We start from the raw sequence: 20,120 nt of genomic DNA on the forward strand, positions 1-20,120 counted from the left end.
ACATCCATAGGAGGAGTCAGCATATGACGTGGAAAACGACAGTACAAAAATGGCTTTCATATCCACATTTAGATGAACAGCTAAAACAGCAATTACTTTCGATGCAAGCAGATGAAAAACTGCTCGAAGATAGTTTCTATAGAAACTTAGAATTCGGCACAGGCGGAATGCGTGGGGAGATTGGACCTGGGACGAATCGGATGAACATCTACACGATTCGAAAAGCGTCGGAAGGATTGGCACGTTACATTGTCGAGAAAGGGGAAGAGGCAAAAGCGCGTGGGGTAGTCATTGCTTATGATTCCCGGCATAAATCGCCTGAGTTTGCGTTAGAAGTGGCGAAGACGGTAGGAAAACACGGCATTCGAGCATATTTGTTTAAAGAACTTCGTCCGACGCCAGAGTTGTCTTTTGCGGTTCGGCATTTAGGTGCGTTCGCTGGAGTTGTGATTACGGCGAGTCATAATCCACCCGAATATAATGGGTTTAAAGTATATGGCGAAGATGGGGGACAAATCCCTCCAACGGTCGCAGATGTGCTCATTGAATATGTGAATGCGGTAGAGGATGAATTAGCGGTCGATGTCGCGAGTGAGCAAGAGTTGCTTAAAGCGGGACTGTTGACGTATATCGGGGAAGAAATTGATGCGGCGTATATTGCGCAGTTAAAAACAATTCAATTAAATCCAGAGCTTGTGGCGAGTGTGGCAAAAGATTTGAGCATCGTTTTTTCCCCGCTTCATGGAACAGCGAACATGCTTGTCCGAAAAGGGTTAGAAGCATTTGGATTTCAAAACGTTACTGTTGTTAAAGAGCAAGAACAACCAGACCCGAATTTTTCGACGGTCGCTTCACCAAACCCAGAAGAACATGCGGCGTTTGCCTTGGCGATCGAATATGGAGCAAAAATAAACGCCGATCTTTTAATGGCGACGGATCCGGACGCCGATCGACTTGGAGTTGCGGTAAAGAACGACAAAGGAGAGTATGTCGTTTTAACGGGCAACCAGATGGGCGCGTTAATGTTAGAGTATTTACTATCACAAAAACAAGCAAAAGGCATCTTGCCAGAGAATGGTGTCGTATTGAAAACGATCGTGACATCAGAAATCGGTCGGGCAATTGCGGCGCATTATGGATTGGAAACGATCGATACGTTAACTGGCTTTAAGTTCATCGGTGAAAAAATTGGCGAATTTGAGCGAACGAAAGAATACACGTTCCAATTTGGTTATGAAGAAAGTTACGGTTATTTAATCGGTGATTTTGTTCGCGACAAAGATGCGGTGCAGTCGGCAATTTTTGCGGCAGAAGTAGCTGCATATTATAAAGCACAAGGGAAAACGTTATATGAAGGACTAATGGATATTTTTGAAAAGTATGGCTACTATAAAGAATCATTGCGTTCGTTGACGTTAAAAGGAAAAGAAGGAGCAGAGCGAATCGCTCACATCATGTCTTCGTTTCGTAGCCAACCGTTACGTGAAGTTGCTGGTGTAGCGGTTGTTGCGGTGGAAGATTACGCTGTGGGCAAACGATGGGAAAACGGAACAGAGCAATCGCTTCGCTTGCCACGGTCGAACGTGTTGAAATATGAGTTAGCCAACGGTTCATGGTTTTGTGTTCGCCCGTCAGGCACAGAGCCGAAAGCGAAATTTTATTTTGGCGTAAAAGGCAAGTCACAACAAGAAAGTGATGCGCTGTTGGCCGAACTTGAACAAGCCGTTATGTCGCTTGTGGAAGATGCTTTATATCAAATGAAGTGATGGGGATCTCTTCCCCATCTATCCCCTTTCATACAACTCAATCGGTAATTGATCGGGATCTTGAAAGAATGTGAACTTTTTCCCTGTTATCGGATCGATACGAATCGGTTCGACCTCAATGTGATGCGCTTGTAAATAAGCGATCGTTTCCTCAATACAATCTACTGCAAATGCTAGATGACGTAAGCCACATGCTTCTGGATAGCTTTGTCTTTTTGGAGGGTTCTCAAAAGAAAAAAGCTCCAGTTGTATATCCCCAACTTGCAAATCTAACTTATATGATTGTTTGTCGACACGATATTGTTCATGAATGATTGGTAGTTGCAAAATACGTGTGTAAAAATGTTTGGAGCGTTTATAATTCGAACAGATGATTGCTATGTGATGTAGTTGTGTGAACATTTGTCTTCTCCCCCTTGCACGGTAATGATTTGTATTTTACCACAATTTACGGTAAAAATTTGTGACAATGTTGGTCGGATTGTCCGTTATGATAACAGTGTAACAAATAAAGCGCTTACAGAAGGGGGAGAGATGGATGAAATTTGTAGCGATTACGTCTTGTCCAAATGGAATTGCCCATACGTATATGGCAGCAGAGAAGCTAGCGAAAGCAGCTGAACGGATGGGGCATGAGATGAAGGTGGAAACTCAGGGATCTATTGGTGTGGAAAATGAGTTGACACGAGAAGATATTGAACAGGCCGATGGGGTGATTATTGCGGCGGATAAGCAAGTGGATAAAAGTCGTTTTCGAGGGAAACGGGTGCTGGAAGTGTCGGTTACGGATGGTATTCGTCGTCCGGAGGAGTTGATTGCGCGCTTTGAGCGAAACGAAGTGCCGGTGTATGAAAAAGAGAAGCTGAAGAGTGTAGCGGAAGCGAAAAAAGAGCGAAATGAGAAGCAAAACCCTATATATCGAAATTTGATGAATGGTGTTTCATATATGATTCCGTTTGTTGTGATCGGCGGATTGCTTATTGCACTCTCGCTTGCGCTCGGAGGAGAGCCAACGGCAAAAGGATTAGTCATTCCCGAAGGTTCGATTTGGAATCGTATTTTAAGTGTGGGTGTCGCTAGCTTTACATTTATGGTACCGATTTTGTCAGGTTTTATTGCGGTTAGTATTGCAGATCGGCCGGGGCTTGCGCCAGGGATGGTTGGCGGTTACATTGCGGCAAACGGTAGTTTTTATGGTAGTGATGCAGGAGCTGGATTTATTGGCGGTATCATTGCAGGATTTTTAGCAGGGTATATCGTAAAAGCCATTAAGCGTATTCGTGTTCCACAAATGATTCAGCCAATTATGCCGATTTTAGTCATTCCTATTGTATCTTCACTGCTTGTAGCGGCTTCATTTATTTTTGTTATTGGGCAACCGATTGCGGGAATCATGGAAGGATTAACGTCGTGGTTAAATAGTATGCAAGGGGCAAGTAAAGTTGTTTTGGCGATGGTTTTAGGTGCGATGATTGCTTTTGATATGGGTGGTCCAGTCAATAAAGTGGCGTTTTTATTCGGTTCAGCGATGATCGCAGAAGGACATGCGAACATTATGGGATCGATCGCGGTAGCTATCTGCATTCCACCTCTTGGCTTAGGTTTGGCAACGTTATTAGGGAAGGCGAAATATACAGACGAAGAACGTGAGGCAGGCAAAGCAGCGCTTGCGATGGGACTTGTGGGAATTACAGAGGGAGCAATTCCGTTCGCGGCACGTGATCCGCTACGGGTTATTCCGAGTATTATGATTGGTTCCATGGTCGGTGCGGTCATTGCGATGTTAAGTAATGTTGCTGATCATGTGCCACACGGAGGGCCAATTGTTGCTGTGTTTCGTGCTGTAGATAATGTGCCGATGTTTTTCATTTCGATTGTTATCGGTATGATCGTGACAGCGTTGCTTGTAAATGCAGTGAAAAAGCCGGTAGATGTAGAAAAGTGATAGAGGAAAGGATGGAATCTGTCGTATGAGGATTCCTCCTTTCTTTGTAAATTTTAAGGGATGGTGGTGACAGGATGATTGCTCGGCATAAAAGAATAATAAAAGCGCTATTAGATGCGAATGATTATGTATCTGTCACTTCACTTGCCGACGATTTGCATTGTTCCGAGAAAACCGTCCGTAATGATTTGAAGGTGTTAGATCAATGGTTGAAACAGTATCCGACTTTAAAGATCGAACGAAAGCCGAGTGTAGGGGTGTGTCTGAAGGGGGATGATGAAGCAAAAGAGAAGTTGCTTCGAGATCTTTTACATATAAGCGATGAGGAAGAACGGCAACTTCAGTTGTTGAAACGGTTGTTAATGACGGACAAGCCGGTTACGATGCAACAGTTGGCAGATGAGCTGTATATGAGCAAGTCTACCATTCATCATGATTTAGAGGGTGTGGATCGTTGGTTGCGTCCGTTCCATTTACAGCTCGTTCGCAAGCCGAATTTAGGGCTGAAAATCGAGGGGGAAGAGAAAAATTGGCGTATGGCGTTGGCAAAGTTGGTAGAGGGATTAGTTGATCACGCTCATTATATGTTAAATGAGCAACAGTTGAACATGGTCGCTGATGTATTGCAGCCGTATGAATTAGCTTTTATTGAAAAGGAAGTTCAAGAAACGGAAGCTGTGTTACCGTTTCCGTTAACCGATGAAGCAAAGATTAGTTTAGCCATTCATATTGCTATTGCGGTGAAACGCATAAAACAAGGATGGCGTATTCAAATGAATGCAACCCAATTGCATGAGTTAAAGAAAAAGAAAGAGTATGAGTTAGCTAAGCAGTTAGCGCAAAAAATCGAGGTATGGTTAGCGATTAAAATTCCTGATGCAGAAGTAGGATATATGGCGTTACATTTATTAGGCGCACGCATTCGTTACGATCGAGTACATATAAAGGACGGGGTTGAGCCATTTTTCCGTGAAATAGATGAGGAAGCATTGCGATTGGCGCGTTTATTGATCGAGTATATGTCGAATCATATAGATGATCGATTACTCAATGACCAAGAGTTACTATTTGGATTGACAATTCATCTCCATTCTACGTTGAATCGTTTGCGAAATGGATTGGCGATTACAAACCCGATGTTGTGGGAAATTAAACGGATGTATCGCTATGCATTTGAAATGGTGCTCTCTTTTATGAAACAAATGGAGAAAGATATACAGTTAACAATTCCTGAAGATGAAGTTGCGTATATTGTTTTGCATATTCAAGCAGCGCTTGAACGCATGCATCACAGAAAACACGAGCGCAAGAAAGTACTTATCGTTTGTACAACGGGATCAGGGACGTCACGTTTTGTAGAGGCAAAATTTGCGGCCGCTTTTCCTGAAGTGGATGTGGTCGGGATTGCTTCCATTTCTCGGTTATATAAAGCGATGAAAGAAAAAAAGCCCGATCTTTTAGTTAGTACGGTGCCGTTGCCACCTCATACAAATGTACCAACGGTCATTGTAAGTCCTTTGCTTCGTGAGCATGAGTTAGAAATGGTTAAAGATCAGCTGTTTCATTTGCGAGTCAAACAAAAAGAAAAACCATCATACAGAACGATTAAAGCGTTAGTGGATGAACGATTGATTTTTCTCGATTTACCATTTAAGACGCGTGAACATGTTATTACTTATTTAGGGGAGCAGCTGTATGAACAAGGGTATGTAGATCAGTTGTACAAACAAAGTGCGAATGAGCGAGAAAGTATTTCTTCCACGTATATTGGTAACGAAATGGCCATTCCCCACGGAGAAGTGCGATTGATTCACCAACCGGCTATTGCGATTGGACGTTTGCAAACGCCCATTGATTGGGGAGGAGAGCGTGTGAGGCTCGTTTTTATGATGGCTAATGGTATACAAGACAAAGAGCGCGTGAAGCAATTATTTCAAGAGTTAGTTGCCCTATCGGAAGATGAAGAGCTGCTGAAGCAGTTGAAACAAGCGAAAACAACGAGTGAATTTTATCAATGTTTATAAAGGAGTCGAGTAGGATGACAGTGACACAATTAATGAAGAAGCAATTAGTAAAATTACAGTTAGAAGGAACAACGAAAGATGAGATTATGGAAGAAATGATTGGATTGATCGATGAAGCAGGGGGATTAGTTGATCGAGAACAATACAAACAGGCATTATATGATCGGGAAAGAGAGGGAAGTACTGGAATTGGATTTGGAATTGCGATTCCTCATGGGAAAAGTGATGCAGTTAAACACCCTTGTTTAGCATTTGGTATGAAGCATGAGGGGGTAGATTGGGATAGTTTAGATGGGGAGAAAGTGAAACTTATTTTTATGATTGCAGTGCCTGAACGATATGCAGGAAATGAGCATTTGAAAATTTTGCAATTGTTAGCGAGAAAGCTGATGGATGAGACGTTTAGGGAACAGTTATTAACTGTACGAAAAGTGGAAGATGTTTTACAATTATTTGAGACGTTTCAATCTTAATGGGTGAAGGAGATGGATTATGAACATACCTCTTTTTTTCGCACCTGTGTTTCAAGAACGAATTTGGGGTGGAAATCGTCTTCGTGAGCAGTTTGGATATGATATTCCTTCAGAGCAAACGGGGGAATGTTGGGCAATTTCTGCACATCCGAACGGGCAGACGACTGTGATAAACGAACCATTTCGAGGTAAGACGTTAGGTGAGTTATGGGACGATCATCCAGAGTTATTTGGTCATTTTCCATCGGATCGTTTCCCATTATTGACGAAAATTTTAGATGCGAATGCTGATTTATCGGTGCAAGTGCATCCAGACGATGAATATGCTCGTACATATGAAAATGGAGAATTAGGAAAAACAGAGTGCTGGTATATCATTGACTGTAAAGAAGGAGCAGAGTTAATATACGGGCACCATGCCAAAACAAAAGAAGAGTTACAACAAATGATGGAAGAAGGTCGGTGGCATGACTTGCTTCGGAAAGTGCCGATTCGTCCTGGGGACTTTTTTTACGTCCCAAGTGGTACGGTACATGCGCTTTGCGAAGGAACGCTCGTACTCGAAACACAGCAAAGCTCAGATACGACATATCGGATGTATGATTACGATCGTGTAGACGAACATGGAAACAAACGGGAATTACATTTAGACAAAGCGCTCGATGTTATTACCGTTCCACATGTCGATATGTATTACGAACCACATGTGATACAAACAACCGAGGCGAAGATTACAACATTTGTTCAAAACGAGTATTTTACCGTACAAAAATGGGATATTGAGCGCGAATGGAGCGTTGAACAAACGGATTATTTTTTATTAGTTAGCGTTCTAGATGGAAAAGGGGAGTTTTGTACAGCACAAGAGACATATCCGTTACAAAAAGGGGACCATTTTCTCATTCCCCATTCGTTCGATCGTTTTACGATACAAGGGAATTTGCAATGTATTGTTTCTTCACCAACATGGAGGAAATGATGTTTACGAAAGTCAGGTGAAAAGAAATGTATTTAGGAGCGATTGAAGCGGGTGGCACGAAGTTTGTTTGTGCTGTTGGCGACAGTGAAGGAAATATACATGAATGTGTCCAGTTCCCAACGACTGCGCCAGAAGAAACGATGCAAAAGGTTATTGACTTTTTCAAGAGCTATTCACTAGACGCGATTGGGATCGGGACGTTTGGTCCAGTCGATTTAAATAGGAAAAGCCAAACATATGGCTATATTACAAATACACCAAAACCCCATTGGTCCAATTTTAATTTTGTTGGCATGATTGAAAAATACTTTCACGTCCCTATCGGATTTGATACGGATGTAAATGCAGCAGCGTTAGGAGAATTGTTTTGGGGAAGAGCAAAAGGGAAAAACAGTTGCATTTATATGACGGTGGGGACAGGCATTGGTGTTGGGGCGATCGTCGAGGGACGTCTCGTTCACGGATTACTCCATCCAGAGATGGGACATATTCTCGTTCGACTCCATCCAGATGATACGTTTTCTGGCATTTGCCCGTTTCACGGCGATTGTTTAGAGGGGCTAGCTTCCGGCCCTGCGATCGAAAAGAGATGGGGGAAACGAGGCGCTGACCTTTCTGAACAAGATGAAGTGTGGGAGCTCGAAGCTTTTTATTTAGGGCAAGCGATCGCACAGTACATTTTAGTTTTATCTCCGGAACAAGTAATTATTGGGGGAGGGGTAGCGAAACAATCCACCTTGCTACCTCGCATTCACCGTCACGTTTTAAATCATCTGAACGGATATGTACAACATGAGGTGATTTTAAAACATATTCATGATTACATTACACGACCTGGTTTAGGAGATAACGCAGGTATATGCGGAGCTTTAGCACTTGCGAAACAGGCGTTGGGGGATAAATAACAATGTTATTCAAAAGATGTCCTATACAATGGGAATCTTTTTTTGGAATATATGCTTGATTTAGAGCCATTTATTTTTTGATAAAAAACTGAATATTCAATATTTTAAGTTAGTAAAAAACTATATTATACAAATAAGTATCATATTTACAAAAAAGTTATTTATCCAGAAGGAATAGAGAGAAGAGTTATCGAAATGATAAATGAGAAAAAATTTTGAAGATCGGATGGTGAAAAAAGTGAAGGCACCTCATTGGACAAGAGAAGAAAATCTTTGTATTTATTACTACCTCGATCGTTTTCCTGAAAAAAGTGATAAAGAAATTGCAGAGTTCATTAAAACGCATGAGCAGTCTAGTACCATTGCTCGTTGTAGTGAGAGTGCCATTTATCAACATGTTGCTCAATTGAGGGATCGTCAAGCAGATTTAAACGTACCAGACCCTGTGCATAATCCTAATCGGAGTTTTAATCATTATTAATTACGAATTGGAATTTGGGACATTGGAGAATTTAGCGATGCAATTTATGCATGTTCGAAATGAATGACAGTGGAACGTTCCTTGTCCCCCAACTATAAATATTAATTTAGAAATTTTATTTTAGTTAGTAGTTTTGAAACTGACTTTATAAAAGGTTCAATTGTAAAATTAACATGCGTTTTTCTTCTCATTGTAGGAACTTACTCACACTACTTCTTCCTCTTAATAAATAATGGTTATAATCAATATGTACCGCTCCATCCTAAAAATCAATAATTTAACAAAACAGACCGATGCTTGTATCCTGTCCACAAGGTGATTGAAACATGTGAAAAAGTCATAACGTCCCTTGAAATACACCAATGTTGATCTGTTTTATCGCATGCTCACAAAAAATGTTTGCCGAGTTGATTTGGAGAGTGAAATGTTTTCTTGAGGAAATGACAAAACATTCCTTGTCTTTTTTCAAGCCGTATGCTACGCTTCACATGAAAATATCCATGAATAAAGGAAGATGCAGATGAAATCGGCACGAAAGAGAACAAGACGTATATGGATTGGAGCCATTGTTGTATTTCTTGCGTTGGTAGGGGGATACGTGTTTTCCGTTTATTACAAACTACAACAAACGATGAATGAAATGCATGAGCCGATTGGGCGAGAGAGGTCAGAGAAACGCCTAGATGAGCTATCGTTTACAGAAAAACAACCGATCTCGATTTTGCTTATTGGGGTAGATGAACGAAAAAATGATCGCGGTCGGGCAGATTCGTTAATTGTTATGACAGTAAACCCGAAAAAGCAGTCGATAGAAATGGTAAGCATTCCGCGAGATACACGCACATTGATTGTCGGTAAAGGGAAAGAGGATAAAATTAACCACTCGTACGCTTTTGGTGGGGTGGAAATGACGCTTGCGACGGTCGAACAATTTTTAGACATTCCAATTGATTATTACATTAAAGTGAACATGGAAAGCTTTAAAGATATCGTAGATGCCGTTGGCGGTGTAAAAGTAAATAATGCTTTTTCATTTGAATATGAAGGAGAGTCGTTTCCTAAAGGGGAAATTACCTTAAATGGTGAGAAGGCATTGAAATACACTCGTATGCGCTATGATGATCCACGTGGCGATTTTGGCAGACAAGATCGGCAAAAACAAGTGATTGAAGCGATTATTAAAAAAGGGGCAAGCTTTTCTTCCCTAGCAAACTACAATGATATACTCGAAGCAATTGGGAAAAATATAAAAACAAATTTAACGTTTGATGACATGAAACAAATTCAAGCGAACTATAAAGAAGCACGACGTCATATCGAGCAGCTACACATACAAGGAAAAGGTCAAAAAATAAATGGGATTTACTATTTGATTGTACCAGAGGAAGAACGTATAGCCATTTCGCAACGGTTGAAGGAGCATTTAGGAATAAAGTAAGGATGTCTCGGGGGACATCCTTTTTCTTTACAACTACACAAAAATGTATGTTTTTCATGTGAATGAACATATGCTTATGGTACATTCCAACTAGCGGTGTATGATCCGGTTGATGAGAAAGGAACGGTATACGTTCGATTAGAAATGCTTTCCCATATTACATTTCCAGCTTGGTCTTTTTTAATAAATTTAAACTCAGTAGCTTTTCCTTGTGGGAGAGCGATTGTTGCTTTCCACGTCGGATAAGAAGATGGGTTCATTTTAATCGCGTTGGCGGTGTTCCAATTGCCTAGCTCTGGAATGTTGCCGACAACATATACGTTTTGTCCGCTTGTTGTTGTGGCGTTATTGACTGTAAATGTGACGTTTGACGTTTTAGCCACCCAAATTGAGACGGAGCCTCCGTTTACTTTAAATTCTCCCCAACCATCTGCATTAATCGTTACTGTGTCACTTCGATTTCCGGTTAAATCATAAAATACTTTTCCGGCATGTTTTTTGCCGACATACATCCATTTACTTCCGCCAGGACCGTCGGTAATTAAAGCCGCCAGTCCAGAGTTCGGTTTTGCATCAATGCCTTCTCGTGTCCAACCGATAATGTCTTGATGATCAATGTAATCACGTTGTGTCCCATAAGCATAATCACGACGAGCAATTAGAAGCGGATCGATTTTACTTTTTAACCCTGGGATATTGTATTTAGGGATTCCGTAATAATCACCGTAAAATACGCAAGGATACCCCTCTTGTCTTGTTAAAATAAAGGCGTAAGCAAGCGGTTTAAACCAAGGTTCGACCCATGACTGTAAAGATTGCCCTGGTTGCGTGTCGTGGTTATCGACAAGTGTTACAGCGAGTGAAGGTTGATCTTTCATTAATGTATTATTCAATAAATAACGCATGTCAAAATATCCACTCGATTTGGAAGCGGTATAAAAGTTGTTATGCAAAGGTGCATCAAATAATGACATCGATCCATTTGTTTTTGTAATGTAATTATGCAGCTTATTGACGTCATAGCTCCAAAATTCCCCAACGGCAAATAAATTTTTTCCTGTTTGATTACGTACATATGTTAGCCAGTCAGGGAAAAAGCTGTATTTAATATGTTTTACGGCATCTAAGCGGAATCCATCGATATTTGTAGTATTGACGTACCACGTTCCCCAGTTTTTTAATTCTGTCACAACCTCAGGGTGATCCATATCTAAATCAGCGAACATTAAATAATCATAGTTTCCGTTTTCTGTATCGACTTCCCAGTCCCATGCTTTTCCTGTACCGCGGAATTTGTAAATCCGATTTAATTTTCGGCTTTCATCCCAATCGGTACCGTCAAAATGATACCAACGCCATTTAAAACTCGAGTATGTGTTTCCACGACCGGGAAAATCAAATTTTGTCCATGCTTGAATTTGATATGTTCCAGATGTTTCTTGATTTCGATTAGAAGGGTTTACCTCAACCGCATCGACAAATTCTGTGCCGTCAGCCCCCGCCTTATGATTAAATACAACATCTGCATATACTTGCATCCCTGCGGCTTTGGCAGCTTGGATGGCTTGAATATATTGTGTTTTTGTTCCGTATTTTGTTCGAATCGTTCCTTTTTGATTAAATTCCCCAAGGTCATATAAATCGTACACGCCGTATCCGACATCGCTTTGACTTGTTCCTTTATACGCTGGAGGAAGCCATAACGCTGTAATACCGAGCGAAGAAAGATTTGCGGCTTCATTTTTCACCTTTGTCCAAAGGGTTCCATCGTTCGGTAAATCCCATTCAAAATATTGCATCATTGTTCCGTTAATAGGTGCAGTATTAGCTTGTGCTGTTGAAAAAGGTGTGAAAAAGGAAATAACTAAGGTAGCAATTATAGAATAATACAACCATACTTTTTTCACATTATTCATCTATACACATCCTTTCATGTGAAGTAAAGGTGCAAACGTTTGCACTGAAGTATAAACGCGTTTGAAGTTATTATAATGATGTTTGTTAACGCTTACAATACAGTTTTTTATTTTTATACATTTCACCAAATTTGAAAGCTGTGCGGTTATTTTATGTGGAGGAATGTATAAAGGACCGCCTGTAACGGTGCCTGTCACGCCCCACGCAGCCATTTCACAACGATTAAAGGAGCATTTGGAGATACAGAAAAGGGGCTGACCGAAAAGACCGCTAAAAAGCGGACTTTTGAGGCAGCCCTAAAAAAGGCATTTATTTGAATTTGATTGTTGCTAGTCTTCCGTTTACTTCCTCTATATCAAAATATTCCGGATCAAAGTCGTCTCCGTACCATTCATCATACCACTCGAGAAACTCTTCCCGTTCTTGTTTTCTTGTATCGTCTTGCATCATATCGAGTACATCTTGGTAACCCCAAACGCCACCGACATCTTCTGGTGGGCATGCTCGTTTTCCTTTAATGCAAATAGGATGTGTCAACGGTTCCATTCGTTTTTCAATTTTTTCTAATGTAACGATATGCTCCCAATTGTCGCCAAAGTCATACGTATATAAAACTTTGTCCTTTTCATGACTTAAATATGTTTTCATCCGTATTTTTCGAGAATCGAGCATATCTTTCCGAGGGTGTGAAAAATCGTCTAGAGGGTGTGGCACATCGATGATCGCATCGCCTGTTTCGAATTGATATAAGTGATAGTTTTTCCAACCCATTGCTTCTTGAATGATCAGATGAAGTTGATCGAATGTAATATTGCTTGGAATAAGTACACGTCGCCAAATGGGAGGACGAATACCGCGCAAGGCGATTTTTAATTGGTAGACGGTTTGTTTTTTCTGCAACACTTTCTCCTCCTTTTCTTTTACTATAATGATAGACAAATTTCTATGTTTTTATAAGAGGGATCTTTCATTTTTTCGATAGCCGTATCGTGCAAATACGCTCACATTTGTGTAAACTGAAAAAAAACGTGCACGGAGGTCAGCAATGAACATTGTCGTCGTCGGAACAGGATATGTGGGCTTAGTGACAGGGGTCGCGCTTGCGCATATTGGTCATCAGGTGACATGCGTTGATGTCGATAAAGAAAAAGTGGATTGCTTGCGCCAAGGGATTTCTCCAATTTATGAGCCGGGTATTGAGCCGTTTATGAAAGAAAATATGGACGCTGGGCGATTGTTTTTTACGACGGACGGTGCGAGTGCATTTCGGGAGGCAGACGTCATTTATGTGGCGGTCGGCACGCCTGAAAATGAAGATGGCTTTGCGGATTTAACATATTTAAAGCAAGCGGTGAAAGACATTGCGGCGGCGGTAACGAAAGATGTCATCGTTGTGACAAAAAGTACGGTGCCGATCGGGACGAATCACGAAATGAAGCGCATGTTTGCGGAGCTTGCTCCACATGTACGTATCGAAGTCGTGTCGAACCCGGAATTTTTACGGGAAGGTTCTGCCATTCACGATACGTTTCATGGCGATCGCATTGTGATCGGTGCGGATGATGAGCAAGCGGCAGCTGTTGTGGCAGATATTCATCGGCCGTTTGGCATTCCGATTTTTCACACTGATATTCGGAGTGCGGAAATGATTAAGTACGCCTCGAACGCCTTTTTAGCAACGAAAATTAGCTTTATTAATGAAATTGCGAACATATGTGAAAAAGTTGGCGCGGACATTGAACAAGTGGCGGCTGGCATGGGGATGGATGCGCGCATCGGCTCCTCGTTTTTGCGCGCTGGCATCGGTTATGGAGGCTCTTGTTTTCCGAAAGATACGAAAGCATTGGCGAAAATTGCAGCAAATATCGATCACGATTTCGAATTGCTGAAGGCAGTGATTGAAGTAAACAATAAACAACAACGCAAGCTAATTGAAAAAGCGAAAAAAAGATTTGGACATCTCGCAGGGAAAAAAATCGTTCTTCTCGGTTTGTCATTTAAGCCCAATACAGACGATATGCGGGAAGCCGCCTCGCTTGTTGTTGCACGTGAGCTTGTTGCGGAACAGGCGATCGTTGTTGCTTATGATCCGATTGCGATGAATAAAGCGAAAAGTGTGTTGCCGAAGGAAGTCATATATGCAAGTCGTGTGGAAGAGGCGCTAAAAGATGCTGATGCGGCGATGATTTTAACGGAATGGGATGAATTTCGCCAGCTGGACTTATCTGTATACGTTAAGCAAATGAAAACGCCGATTATTTTTGACGGGCGCAATTGCTATGCGCTTCACGATGTAGCGCGCTACCCAATTGAATATTACTCGATCGGACGAAAACCGATAGCGAATATAAAATAACTCCATCTTTCCTATATATGTGTGATAAAATTGAAGTGGATGACAAGGAAAGGAGATTTTGCATGATTTTAGTCGTTGGCGGTGCGGGATATATCGGCAGCCATGTCGTCAAACAATTAGTTGGGACGAAGCCGGTCGTTGTGCTCGACAATTTATCGACAGGGCATCGGTATTTAGTTGATAAAAAAGCGGTGTTCGTTCATGGCGATTTAGGCGATCGGGCGACGCTTGTGCGCATTTTTGAAAAATATCCGATCGATGCGGTGATGCATTTTGCGGCAAATAGTCTAGTAGGCGAGTCGGTTGCCGAACCGATGAAATATTATAAAAACAACGTTGCTGCGACATTAACGTTGTTAGAAACGATGATGGAATATGGCGTGAAGCGGTTCATTTTTTCATCGACAGCAGCGGTGTACGGCATTCCAAACGTTGATGTCATTACAGAACAATGTCCAACAAATCCAATTAACCCATACGGTCGTTCGAAATTGATGATTGAACATATGCTTGCTGATTTTGCGTCAGCGTATGATTTACGCTACGTCGTCTTGCGTTATTTTAATGCGGCCGGTGCGCATGAAAGCGGTGAAATCGGGGAAGATCATCACCCGGAAACGCATTTAATTCCACTTATTTTGCAACATTTGCTCGGATTGCGCGATAAAATTTCGGTGTTTGGTACAGACTACGATACACCAGACGGCACGTGTATTCGTGATTACATTCACGTAAATGATTTAGCGGAGGCGCACATTCTCGCGTTGCACGCCCTTCTTTCGGACGAGAAAAAGACAGCGACATACAATCTTGGCAACGGGCTCGGTTATTCGGTTAAAGAAGTGATCGACATGTGTGAACGCGTCACAGGTAAAAAAGCAACGATCGAATATACAGCGCGCCGCCCGGGAGATCCTGCGCGACTTGTGGCGTCATCGGAAAACATTGCGCGCGAGCTTGGTTGGCAAGCGACACGTTCGCTCGAAGACATTATCGCAAGTGCATGGCGTTGGCATAAAAAGGATATGTAACCAAGGGAAGTCATATTATTTGACTTCCCCTTTCCATTTTGTTACCATAATTATGGTCGCATGTTTCACAAATACCCGAAGACGCTAACACGATCCCCATAAGCATAATGAAAAAAGGGGGAATTTGATGAGGAACACAACACCTGTCTTTTATGTTTCTCTTGTCATTGCGATTTTATTTATTGGTTGGGGAGTGATCCCGGAAAGTGTATTGCCGCAATTTCATTTGGCGAAAGTAAGCGGCGACGTACAAAGTTTTCTAGTGCATAAGTTTGGTTGGTTTTATTTACTATCCGCAACGGCTTTTCTCATTTTCTGTTTCGTGATGATTTTTTCGAAGTACGGAAACATTCGCCTTGGCGCAGATGATGAGAAGCCAGAGTATCGTTACCGAACATGGTTTGGGATGTTATTTAGTGCCGGCATGGGAATCGGGTTAGTGTTTTGGGGCGTGGCTGAGCCGATGTATCATTTTTACAGCCCACCTGTTGGTGAAGCAGAAACAGCAGAAGCTGCTCGTGTAGCGATGCGATATGCGTTTTTCCATTGGGGATTGCACCCGTGGGCGATTTATGCGGTTGTTGCGCTAGCGTTAGCTTATTTCCAGTTTCGGAAAAAAGAGCCGGGAGTGATTAGCCGCGTACTGCGTCCCGTGTTGGGTGAGCGTGTAAATGGATTAACGGGGATTGCCGTCGATACGTTAGCGGTTTATGCGACCATTTTCGGTGTAGCGACTTCACTTGGATTAGGGGCGGTTCAAATTAGTGGGGGATTGTCTCACCTCTCTCCAAGTATACCAAACAGTTTTGCGACACAGCTCGTCGTTATCATTGTCGTTACGGTATTATTTATGTTGTCAGCCCAAACAGGATTGAATAAAGGCATTAAAATATTAAGTGATATGAATGTGAGGATTGCAGTGCTTTTGATGCTTTTCTTACTGTTTGCAGGACCGACAAACTTTATTATGGATGTATTTACCGCAACGGTCGGCTCGTATATTCAAAACTTACCATCTATGAGTTTACGGTTAAGTCCGTTCGAACAAAGTGAATGGCCGCGTGTTTGGACTGTTTTTTACTGGGCATGGTGGATTGCTTGGGCTCCGTTTGTTGGCTCATTCATTGCGCGCGTGTCGCGGGGACGGACAGTGCGAGAGTTTATGATCGGTGTATTGCTCGTTCCGACGATTTTTAGCGCTCTATGGTTCTCTGTGTTTGGCGGATCTGCCCTGTATTTAGAAATGTTTGAGGGGGCAGACATTATGGAAACGATGAATGAGTCAGGCATTGAGATGGCGCTCTTTTCTGTTTTTAAACATTTCCCATTGACCACGATTTTATCAGGGTTAGCGATTTTACTCATTTGTACGTTTTTCGTTACATCAGCCGATTCGGCGACATTTGTGCTAGGAATGCAGACGACAAATGGAAGTTTAAATCCATCAAACTCTGTTAAATTGACTTGGGGAATCATTCAGTCCGCGACCGCCACCATTTTACTTTGGACAGGCGGATTACAGGCGCTTCAAACCGCATCAATTATTGCGGCGTTTCCATTTACGGTTATCATGCTTCTTATGATTCTTTCTTTGTTGCGGTCGTTTAAAAAAGAAATATTTATGAAGAAAAAATAATCGGTCATGAGGTGGCCGATTATTTTTTTACCTAAAGTTTGACACTCGCTGTTCTGTTCGCTACCCTAACAGTAGAACAAACAAAGAGGACGGTGAACAGACAGGTTATGAACATTAGCCATTTTTCGATTCGGCGCCCGGTGTTGACGTTCGTATCGATGGTGATCGTCATTCTTTTAGGGGCGGTATCTTTGTTAAATATTCCGATGAAGTTAATTCCTGATATTCAACCCCCTGTCGGTGTCGTTGTAGCAACGTATCCGGGAGCGGGGCCAACGGAAGTGTTAGAGAAAGTGACGAAGCCGTTAGAAAGTAGCTTAGCGACATTGCCGGGGCTAAAGACGATGACTTCGACGTCGCAAGAAGGATCGACACTCATTTTATTACAGTTTTCATGGGCGACAGTAATTGATGACATCCAAAATGATGTCATGCAGCGTATCGATCAAGCGCCTCTTCCTGATGACGTGTCAAAGCCGCGATTTTTAAAGTTTGACCCGTCGCAGTTTCCTGTCATCCAACTGACGTTGACGACGGAAAAGGAACATGAACAGCTGAAGACGTTGGCGCAACAGTTGAAAGCAGAGCTGGCCAAAACGGAAGGAGTAGCTAGCGTCAACGTATCAGGAACGTTTACGAAACATGTGCGCGTAGTCGTCGATCCAAATAAGCTTCAAACGTACCGACTTTCCCAACAAGACGTTGTGAATTTCATTTCGGCTAACAACGTGTCGTTGCCAGGGGAAACGGTCGTCATCGACGATCGGCAACTATCGACACGCATTTTAAGCACGGTACAGTCTGTCGATGAATTAAAAAATCTCGTTCTTTTGATCGACCCTATGACAAATAAGCGCGTTCGTTTGCAAGATGTAGCGAGCGTTGAACTCGTTCCAGACGAGCAACAAACGATTACGAGAACGAACGAAAAGCCATCCGTGTTAATGAGCGTGCTGCAAAAGGCAGATGCGAACACAGCGGAAGTATCTACAGCGTTTCAAAAGCAGTTGGATAAATTGTTGAAAAAAGAACAATTTCAAGACGTACATGTCGACATATTGTTTGACCAAGGGGAATTTATTCAGCGAACGATTCGCAACATCGCACAATCGCTCGTTTTAGGTGGCGCTTTTGCGATGGCGGTATTGTTTGTATTTTTGCGAAATATAAAAAGTCCGCTCATTATCGGCATCGCTATTCCGTATTCTGTCATTGTGACGTTCGTGTTAATGTATTTTTCCGATTTTACGTTAAATATTATGACGCTTGGCGGATTAGCCCTTGGGATCGGGATGCTTGTTGACAACTCGATTGTCGTTATTGAAAATATTTCCCGCCATTTAGCGATGGGAAAAGATCCGAAAGAAGCAGCGAAAGATGGCGTAAGCGAAATCGGAAGCGCGATTGTCGCATCGACGTTGACGAGTGTAGCTGTGTTTATTCCGGTATTATTTATTACCGGTTTAATTGGAGATTTATTTACCGAGTTTGCGCTAACGATTGCGTTTAGTTTACTAGCATCGTTATTTGTTGCGCTGACGGTTGTGCCGATGCTTGCGAGCCGTTGGTTGCGCCCGCGCAGACGGTATCGCGAAGAAGCCCGTTTAACGTCCGCCCCGATGCGTGCGCTTGAGCGAAGTGTACGATGGTCGTTGCGTCATCGTTTTGTTGTGTTGTTGTTGGCAGTTAGTTTGCTTGGTGTCGGTGTGGTCGGGTTAACGAAAGTCGGTATGCAGTTTTTGCCGAATGCTGATGAAGGGTTTTTCTCGATTCGCGTCCAAACAGATGACGGTGCTTCGCTGCAAGCGACAGAGCGCGTTGTGACGGCGATTGAACATGAATTAAAGCGAGTGGATGATATCGATACGTACGTCAGCTTAATTGGTTCAACGCAAGAGCAATCGTTTCGTGGTACGACGCAAAGCAACGTCGCGGAAATATACGTGAAAATGAAACCGAAAGATAAGCGTGATCGCTCGGTGTTCGTTGTCGTTGATGAGTTAAAATCCCCTGTGCAACAAGCGGTGAAAAAAGTGAATAAAACGGCGGAAGTGTCGTTTAACTTGCAAGCATCGACCGGAAGTGCGCCAAATACGTTAACATTTAGCGTAAAAGATACGGATGAGAAAAGGTTGAAAGAAGTCGTTAGTCAAATTGAAAAACGATTAAAGACCTTAAAAGAAGTAAAAGAAGTGACAACGGATTTATCAGAAACAGTTGATGAAATGCAAGTGAAAATCGATCGAGAAAAAGCGTTGCAACATGGACTTACACCAGCGCAAGTCGCCATCGCTGCCCAACAAATGACGCGCGGAATGACGGCGACGCGCATCATTGACACAAATGCCAACGTATATGACGTCATGGTCGAGTACGATCCAAACGTAAAAAATTCTGTTGCCGATTTAAAACAATTGCTTGTGAAAAAGCCGGATGGATCATTTGTGAAGCTCGGCGATATTGCATCCGTTTCGATCGGAAAAAGCCGTGTTCAAATTCAGCGAGTAAATGAACAAAGCGCCGTCCAGTTTACGGTGAAATATAAAAGTTCGGTGACGCTTGGCGACATATCGGCGCTTGTTGATCGTGAAATTGAAAAGCTCGATCTTCCATCAGAAACGGATATTGTTTTCGGGGGAGATCGCGAGTTGCTTGAGTCGTCCATTGATGATTTAGCTTTAGCGTTTGGGTTGGCGGTGACGTTTGTATATCTCGTCATGGCGGCGCAGTTTGAGTCGTTTAAACATCCGTTCATCATTATGTTTACGATTCCGTTAATGATCGTCGGAATTGCGGGCGGATTATTGTTGACACAGACGCCAGTAAGCGTCATGGTCATTATCGGCGGTATCGTACTTGCCGGTATTGTCGTCAACAATGCGATTGTCCTGGTCGATTATATGAATCAATTGCGTGCGCGCGGAGAGCGGGATATTATTGTCACAGCGGTCAAGCTTCGTCTTCGCCCGATTTTAATGACGGCGTTAACGACAATTTTAGGGCTGTTGCCGCTCGCCTTTGGCATCGGTGACGGGGCGGAGCTTAATCAGCCGATGGCGATTACTGTTATCGGTGGACTGATTAGCAGCACCTTTTTAACGTTATTTGTCATTCCGATTGTATATAGCTTTACGTTATCGAGAAAGTTTTATATTCAAAAATAAACAGC

15 protein-coding genes are annotated in these 20,120 nt (G+C 42.4%); 12 read left to right on the top strand and 3 right to left on the bottom strand.

What is annotated here, in order from left to right; genetic code table 11:
- Positions 1 to 23 precede the first annotated feature (23 nt).
- On the top strand, positions 24 to 1,766 hold the full coding sequence (locus ETB99_RS06095; RefSeq protein WP_171700188.1) for a phospho-sugar mutase: 1,743 nt from the start codon (positions 24 to 26) through the stop codon (positions 1,764 to 1,766).
- Positions 1,767 to 1,784: 18 nt separating this feature from the next.
- Here the strand turns inward: ETB99_RS06095 and gloA2 are convergent, their stop codons facing one another.
- Positions 1,785 to 2,168, bottom strand: coding sequence for an SMU1112c/YaeR family gloxylase I-like metalloprotein (gloA2, locus tag ETB99_RS06100; RefSeq protein ID WP_171700189.1), 384 nt, complete (start codon positions 2,166 to 2,168; stop codon positions 1,785 to 1,787).
- A gap of 136 nt (positions 2,169 to 2,304) precedes the next feature.
- On the opposite strand from gloA2, the gene ETB99_RS06105 reads away from it, so the two are divergent.
- The 7 genes from ETB99_RS06105 to tagU all read left to right on the top strand — a co-directional run bounded on the left by ETB99_RS06105 (position 2,305) and on the right by tagU (position 10,011).
- The gene (locus ETB99_RS06105) at positions 2,305 to 3,711 is read left to right on the top strand and encodes a PTS fructose transporter subunit IIC (RefSeq protein WP_171700190.1); all 1,407 of its coding nucleotides are present in this window, start codon (positions 2,305 to 2,307) and stop codon (positions 3,709 to 3,711) included.
- Positions 3,712 to 3,785: 74 nt separating this feature from the next.
- Positions 3,786 to 5,735, top strand: coding sequence for a BglG family transcription antiterminator (locus tag ETB99_RS06110; protein ID WP_171700191.1), 1,950 nt, complete (start codon positions 3,786 to 3,788; stop codon positions 5,733 to 5,735).
- 14 nt (positions 5,736 to 5,749) lie between these two features.
- Positions 5,750 to 6,208 (top strand): PTS sugar transporter subunit IIA, encoded by a 459-nt coding sequence (locus ETB99_RS06115; protein WP_171700192.1) that lies wholly within the window; start codon positions 5,750 to 5,752, stop codon positions 6,206 to 6,208.
- 19 nt (positions 6,209 to 6,227) lie between these two features.
- Positions 6,228 to 7,187, top strand: a complete 960-nt coding sequence (gene manA / locus ETB99_RS06120) for a mannose-6-phosphate isomerase, class I (protein WP_171700193.1) — start codon at positions 6,228 to 6,230, stop codon at positions 7,185 to 7,187.
- Between the two features lie 26 nt (positions 7,188 to 7,213).
- On the top strand, positions 7,214 to 8,092 hold the full coding sequence (locus tag ETB99_RS06125) for an ROK family protein (protein WP_171700194.1): 879 nt from the start codon (positions 7,214 to 7,216) through the stop codon (positions 8,090 to 8,092).
- Positions 8,093 to 8,294: 202 nt separating this feature from the next.
- Positions 8,295 to 8,573, top strand: a complete 279-nt coding sequence (locus ETB99_RS06130) for a hypothetical protein (RefSeq protein ID WP_171700195.1) — start codon at positions 8,295 to 8,297, stop codon at positions 8,571 to 8,573.
- A 520-nt stretch (positions 8,574 to 9,093) separates the two neighbouring features.
- Positions 9,094 to 10,011, top strand: a complete 918-nt coding sequence (gene tagU, locus ETB99_RS06135) for a polyisoprenyl-teichoic acid--peptidoglycan teichoic acid transferase TagU (RefSeq protein WP_171700196.1) — start codon at positions 9,094 to 9,096, stop codon at positions 10,009 to 10,011.
- Between the two features lie 74 nt (positions 10,012 to 10,085).
- On the opposite strand, the gene amyS is transcribed toward tagU, so the two are convergent.
- Positions 10,086 to 11,927, bottom strand: coding sequence for an alpha-amylase (gene amyS / locus ETB99_RS06140; RefSeq protein ID WP_171700197.1), 1,842 nt, complete (start codon positions 11,925 to 11,927; stop codon positions 10,086 to 10,088).
- A gap of 310 nt (positions 11,928 to 12,237) precedes the next feature.
- Positions 12,238 to 12,831, bottom strand: a complete 594-nt coding sequence (locus tag ETB99_RS06145; protein ID WP_171700198.1) for a plasmid pRiA4b ORF-3 family protein — start codon at positions 12,829 to 12,831, stop codon at positions 12,238 to 12,240.
- A gap of 142 nt (positions 12,832 to 12,973) precedes the next feature.
- On the opposite strand from ETB99_RS06145, the gene ETB99_RS06150 reads away from it, so the two are divergent.
- The 4 genes from ETB99_RS06150 to ETB99_RS06165 all read left to right on the top strand — a co-directional run bounded on the left by ETB99_RS06150 (position 12,974) and on the right by ETB99_RS06165 (position 20,115).
- Positions 12,974 to 14,284, top strand: coding sequence for a UDP-glucose dehydrogenase family protein (locus tag ETB99_RS06150; RefSeq protein ID WP_171700199.1), 1,311 nt, complete (start codon positions 12,974 to 12,976; stop codon positions 14,282 to 14,284).
- Between the two features lie 62 nt (positions 14,285 to 14,346).
- Positions 14,347 to 15,315, top strand: a complete 969-nt coding sequence (galE, locus tag ETB99_RS06155; protein WP_171700200.1) for a UDP-glucose 4-epimerase GalE — start codon at positions 14,347 to 14,349, stop codon at positions 15,313 to 15,315.
- Between the two features lie 127 nt (positions 15,316 to 15,442).
- Complete coding sequence (locus tag ETB99_RS06160) at positions 15,443 to 16,951, top strand: glycine betaine uptake BCCT transporter (protein WP_171700201.1); 1,509 nt, start codon at positions 15,443 to 15,445, stop codon at positions 16,949 to 16,951.
- Between the two features lie 107 nt (positions 16,952 to 17,058).
- Positions 17,059 to 20,115 (top strand): efflux RND transporter permease subunit, encoded by a 3,057-nt coding sequence (locus tag ETB99_RS06165; RefSeq protein WP_171700229.1) that lies wholly within the window; start codon positions 17,059 to 17,061, stop codon positions 20,113 to 20,115.
- Positions 20,116 to 20,120 lie beyond the last annotated feature (5 nt).

Source organism: Anoxybacillus sp. CHMUD (assembly GCF_013096965.1).
GTDB lineage: Bacteria > Bacillota > Bacilli > Bacillales > Anoxybacillaceae > Anoxybacillus > Anoxybacillus kestanbolensis_A.

Coding starts and splice junctions, on each gene's coding strand:
- tagU (WP_171700196.1), top strand. CDS start 9,094: ATGAAATCGGCACGAAAGAGAACAAGACGTATATGGATTGGAGCCATT.
- ETB99_RS06165 (WP_171700229.1), top strand. CDS start 17,059: ATGAACATTAGCCATTTTTCGATTCGGCGCCCGGTGTTGACGTTCGTA.
- amyS (WP_171700197.1), bottom strand. CDS start 11,927: ATGAATAATGTGAAAAAAGTATGGTTGTATTATTCTATAATTGCTACC.
- galE (WP_171700200.1), top strand. CDS start 14,347: ATGATTTTAGTCGTTGGCGGTGCGGGATATATCGGCAGCCATGTCGTC.
- ETB99_RS06095 (WP_171700188.1), top strand. CDS start 24: ATGACGTGGAAAACGACAGTACAAAAATGGCTTTCATATCCACATTTA.
- ETB99_RS06115 (WP_171700192.1), top strand. CDS start 5,750: ATGACAGTGACACAATTAATGAAGAAGCAATTAGTAAAATTACAGTTA.
- gloA2 (WP_171700189.1), bottom strand. CDS start 2,168: ATGTTCACACAACTACATCACATAGCAATCATCTGTTCGAATTATAAA.
- ETB99_RS06105 (WP_171700190.1), top strand. CDS start 2,305: ATGAAATTTGTAGCGATTACGTCTTGTCCAAATGGAATTGCCCATACG.
- ETB99_RS06125 (WP_171700194.1), top strand. CDS start 7,214: ATGTATTTAGGAGCGATTGAAGCGGGTGGCACGAAGTTTGTTTGTGCT.
- ETB99_RS06130 (WP_171700195.1), top strand. CDS start 8,295: ATGAGAAAAAATTTTGAAGATCGGATGGTGAAAAAAGTGAAGGCACCT.
- ETB99_RS06150 (WP_171700199.1), top strand. CDS start 12,974: ATGAACATTGTCGTCGTCGGAACAGGATATGTGGGCTTAGTGACAGGG.
- ETB99_RS06160 (WP_171700201.1), top strand. CDS start 15,443: ATGAGGAACACAACACCTGTCTTTTATGTTTCTCTTGTCATTGCGATT.
- manA (WP_171700193.1), top strand. CDS start 6,228: ATGAACATACCTCTTTTTTTCGCACCTGTGTTTCAAGAACGAATTTGG.
- ETB99_RS06110 (WP_171700191.1), top strand. CDS start 3,786: ATGATTGCTCGGCATAAAAGAATAATAAAAGCGCTATTAGATGCGAAT.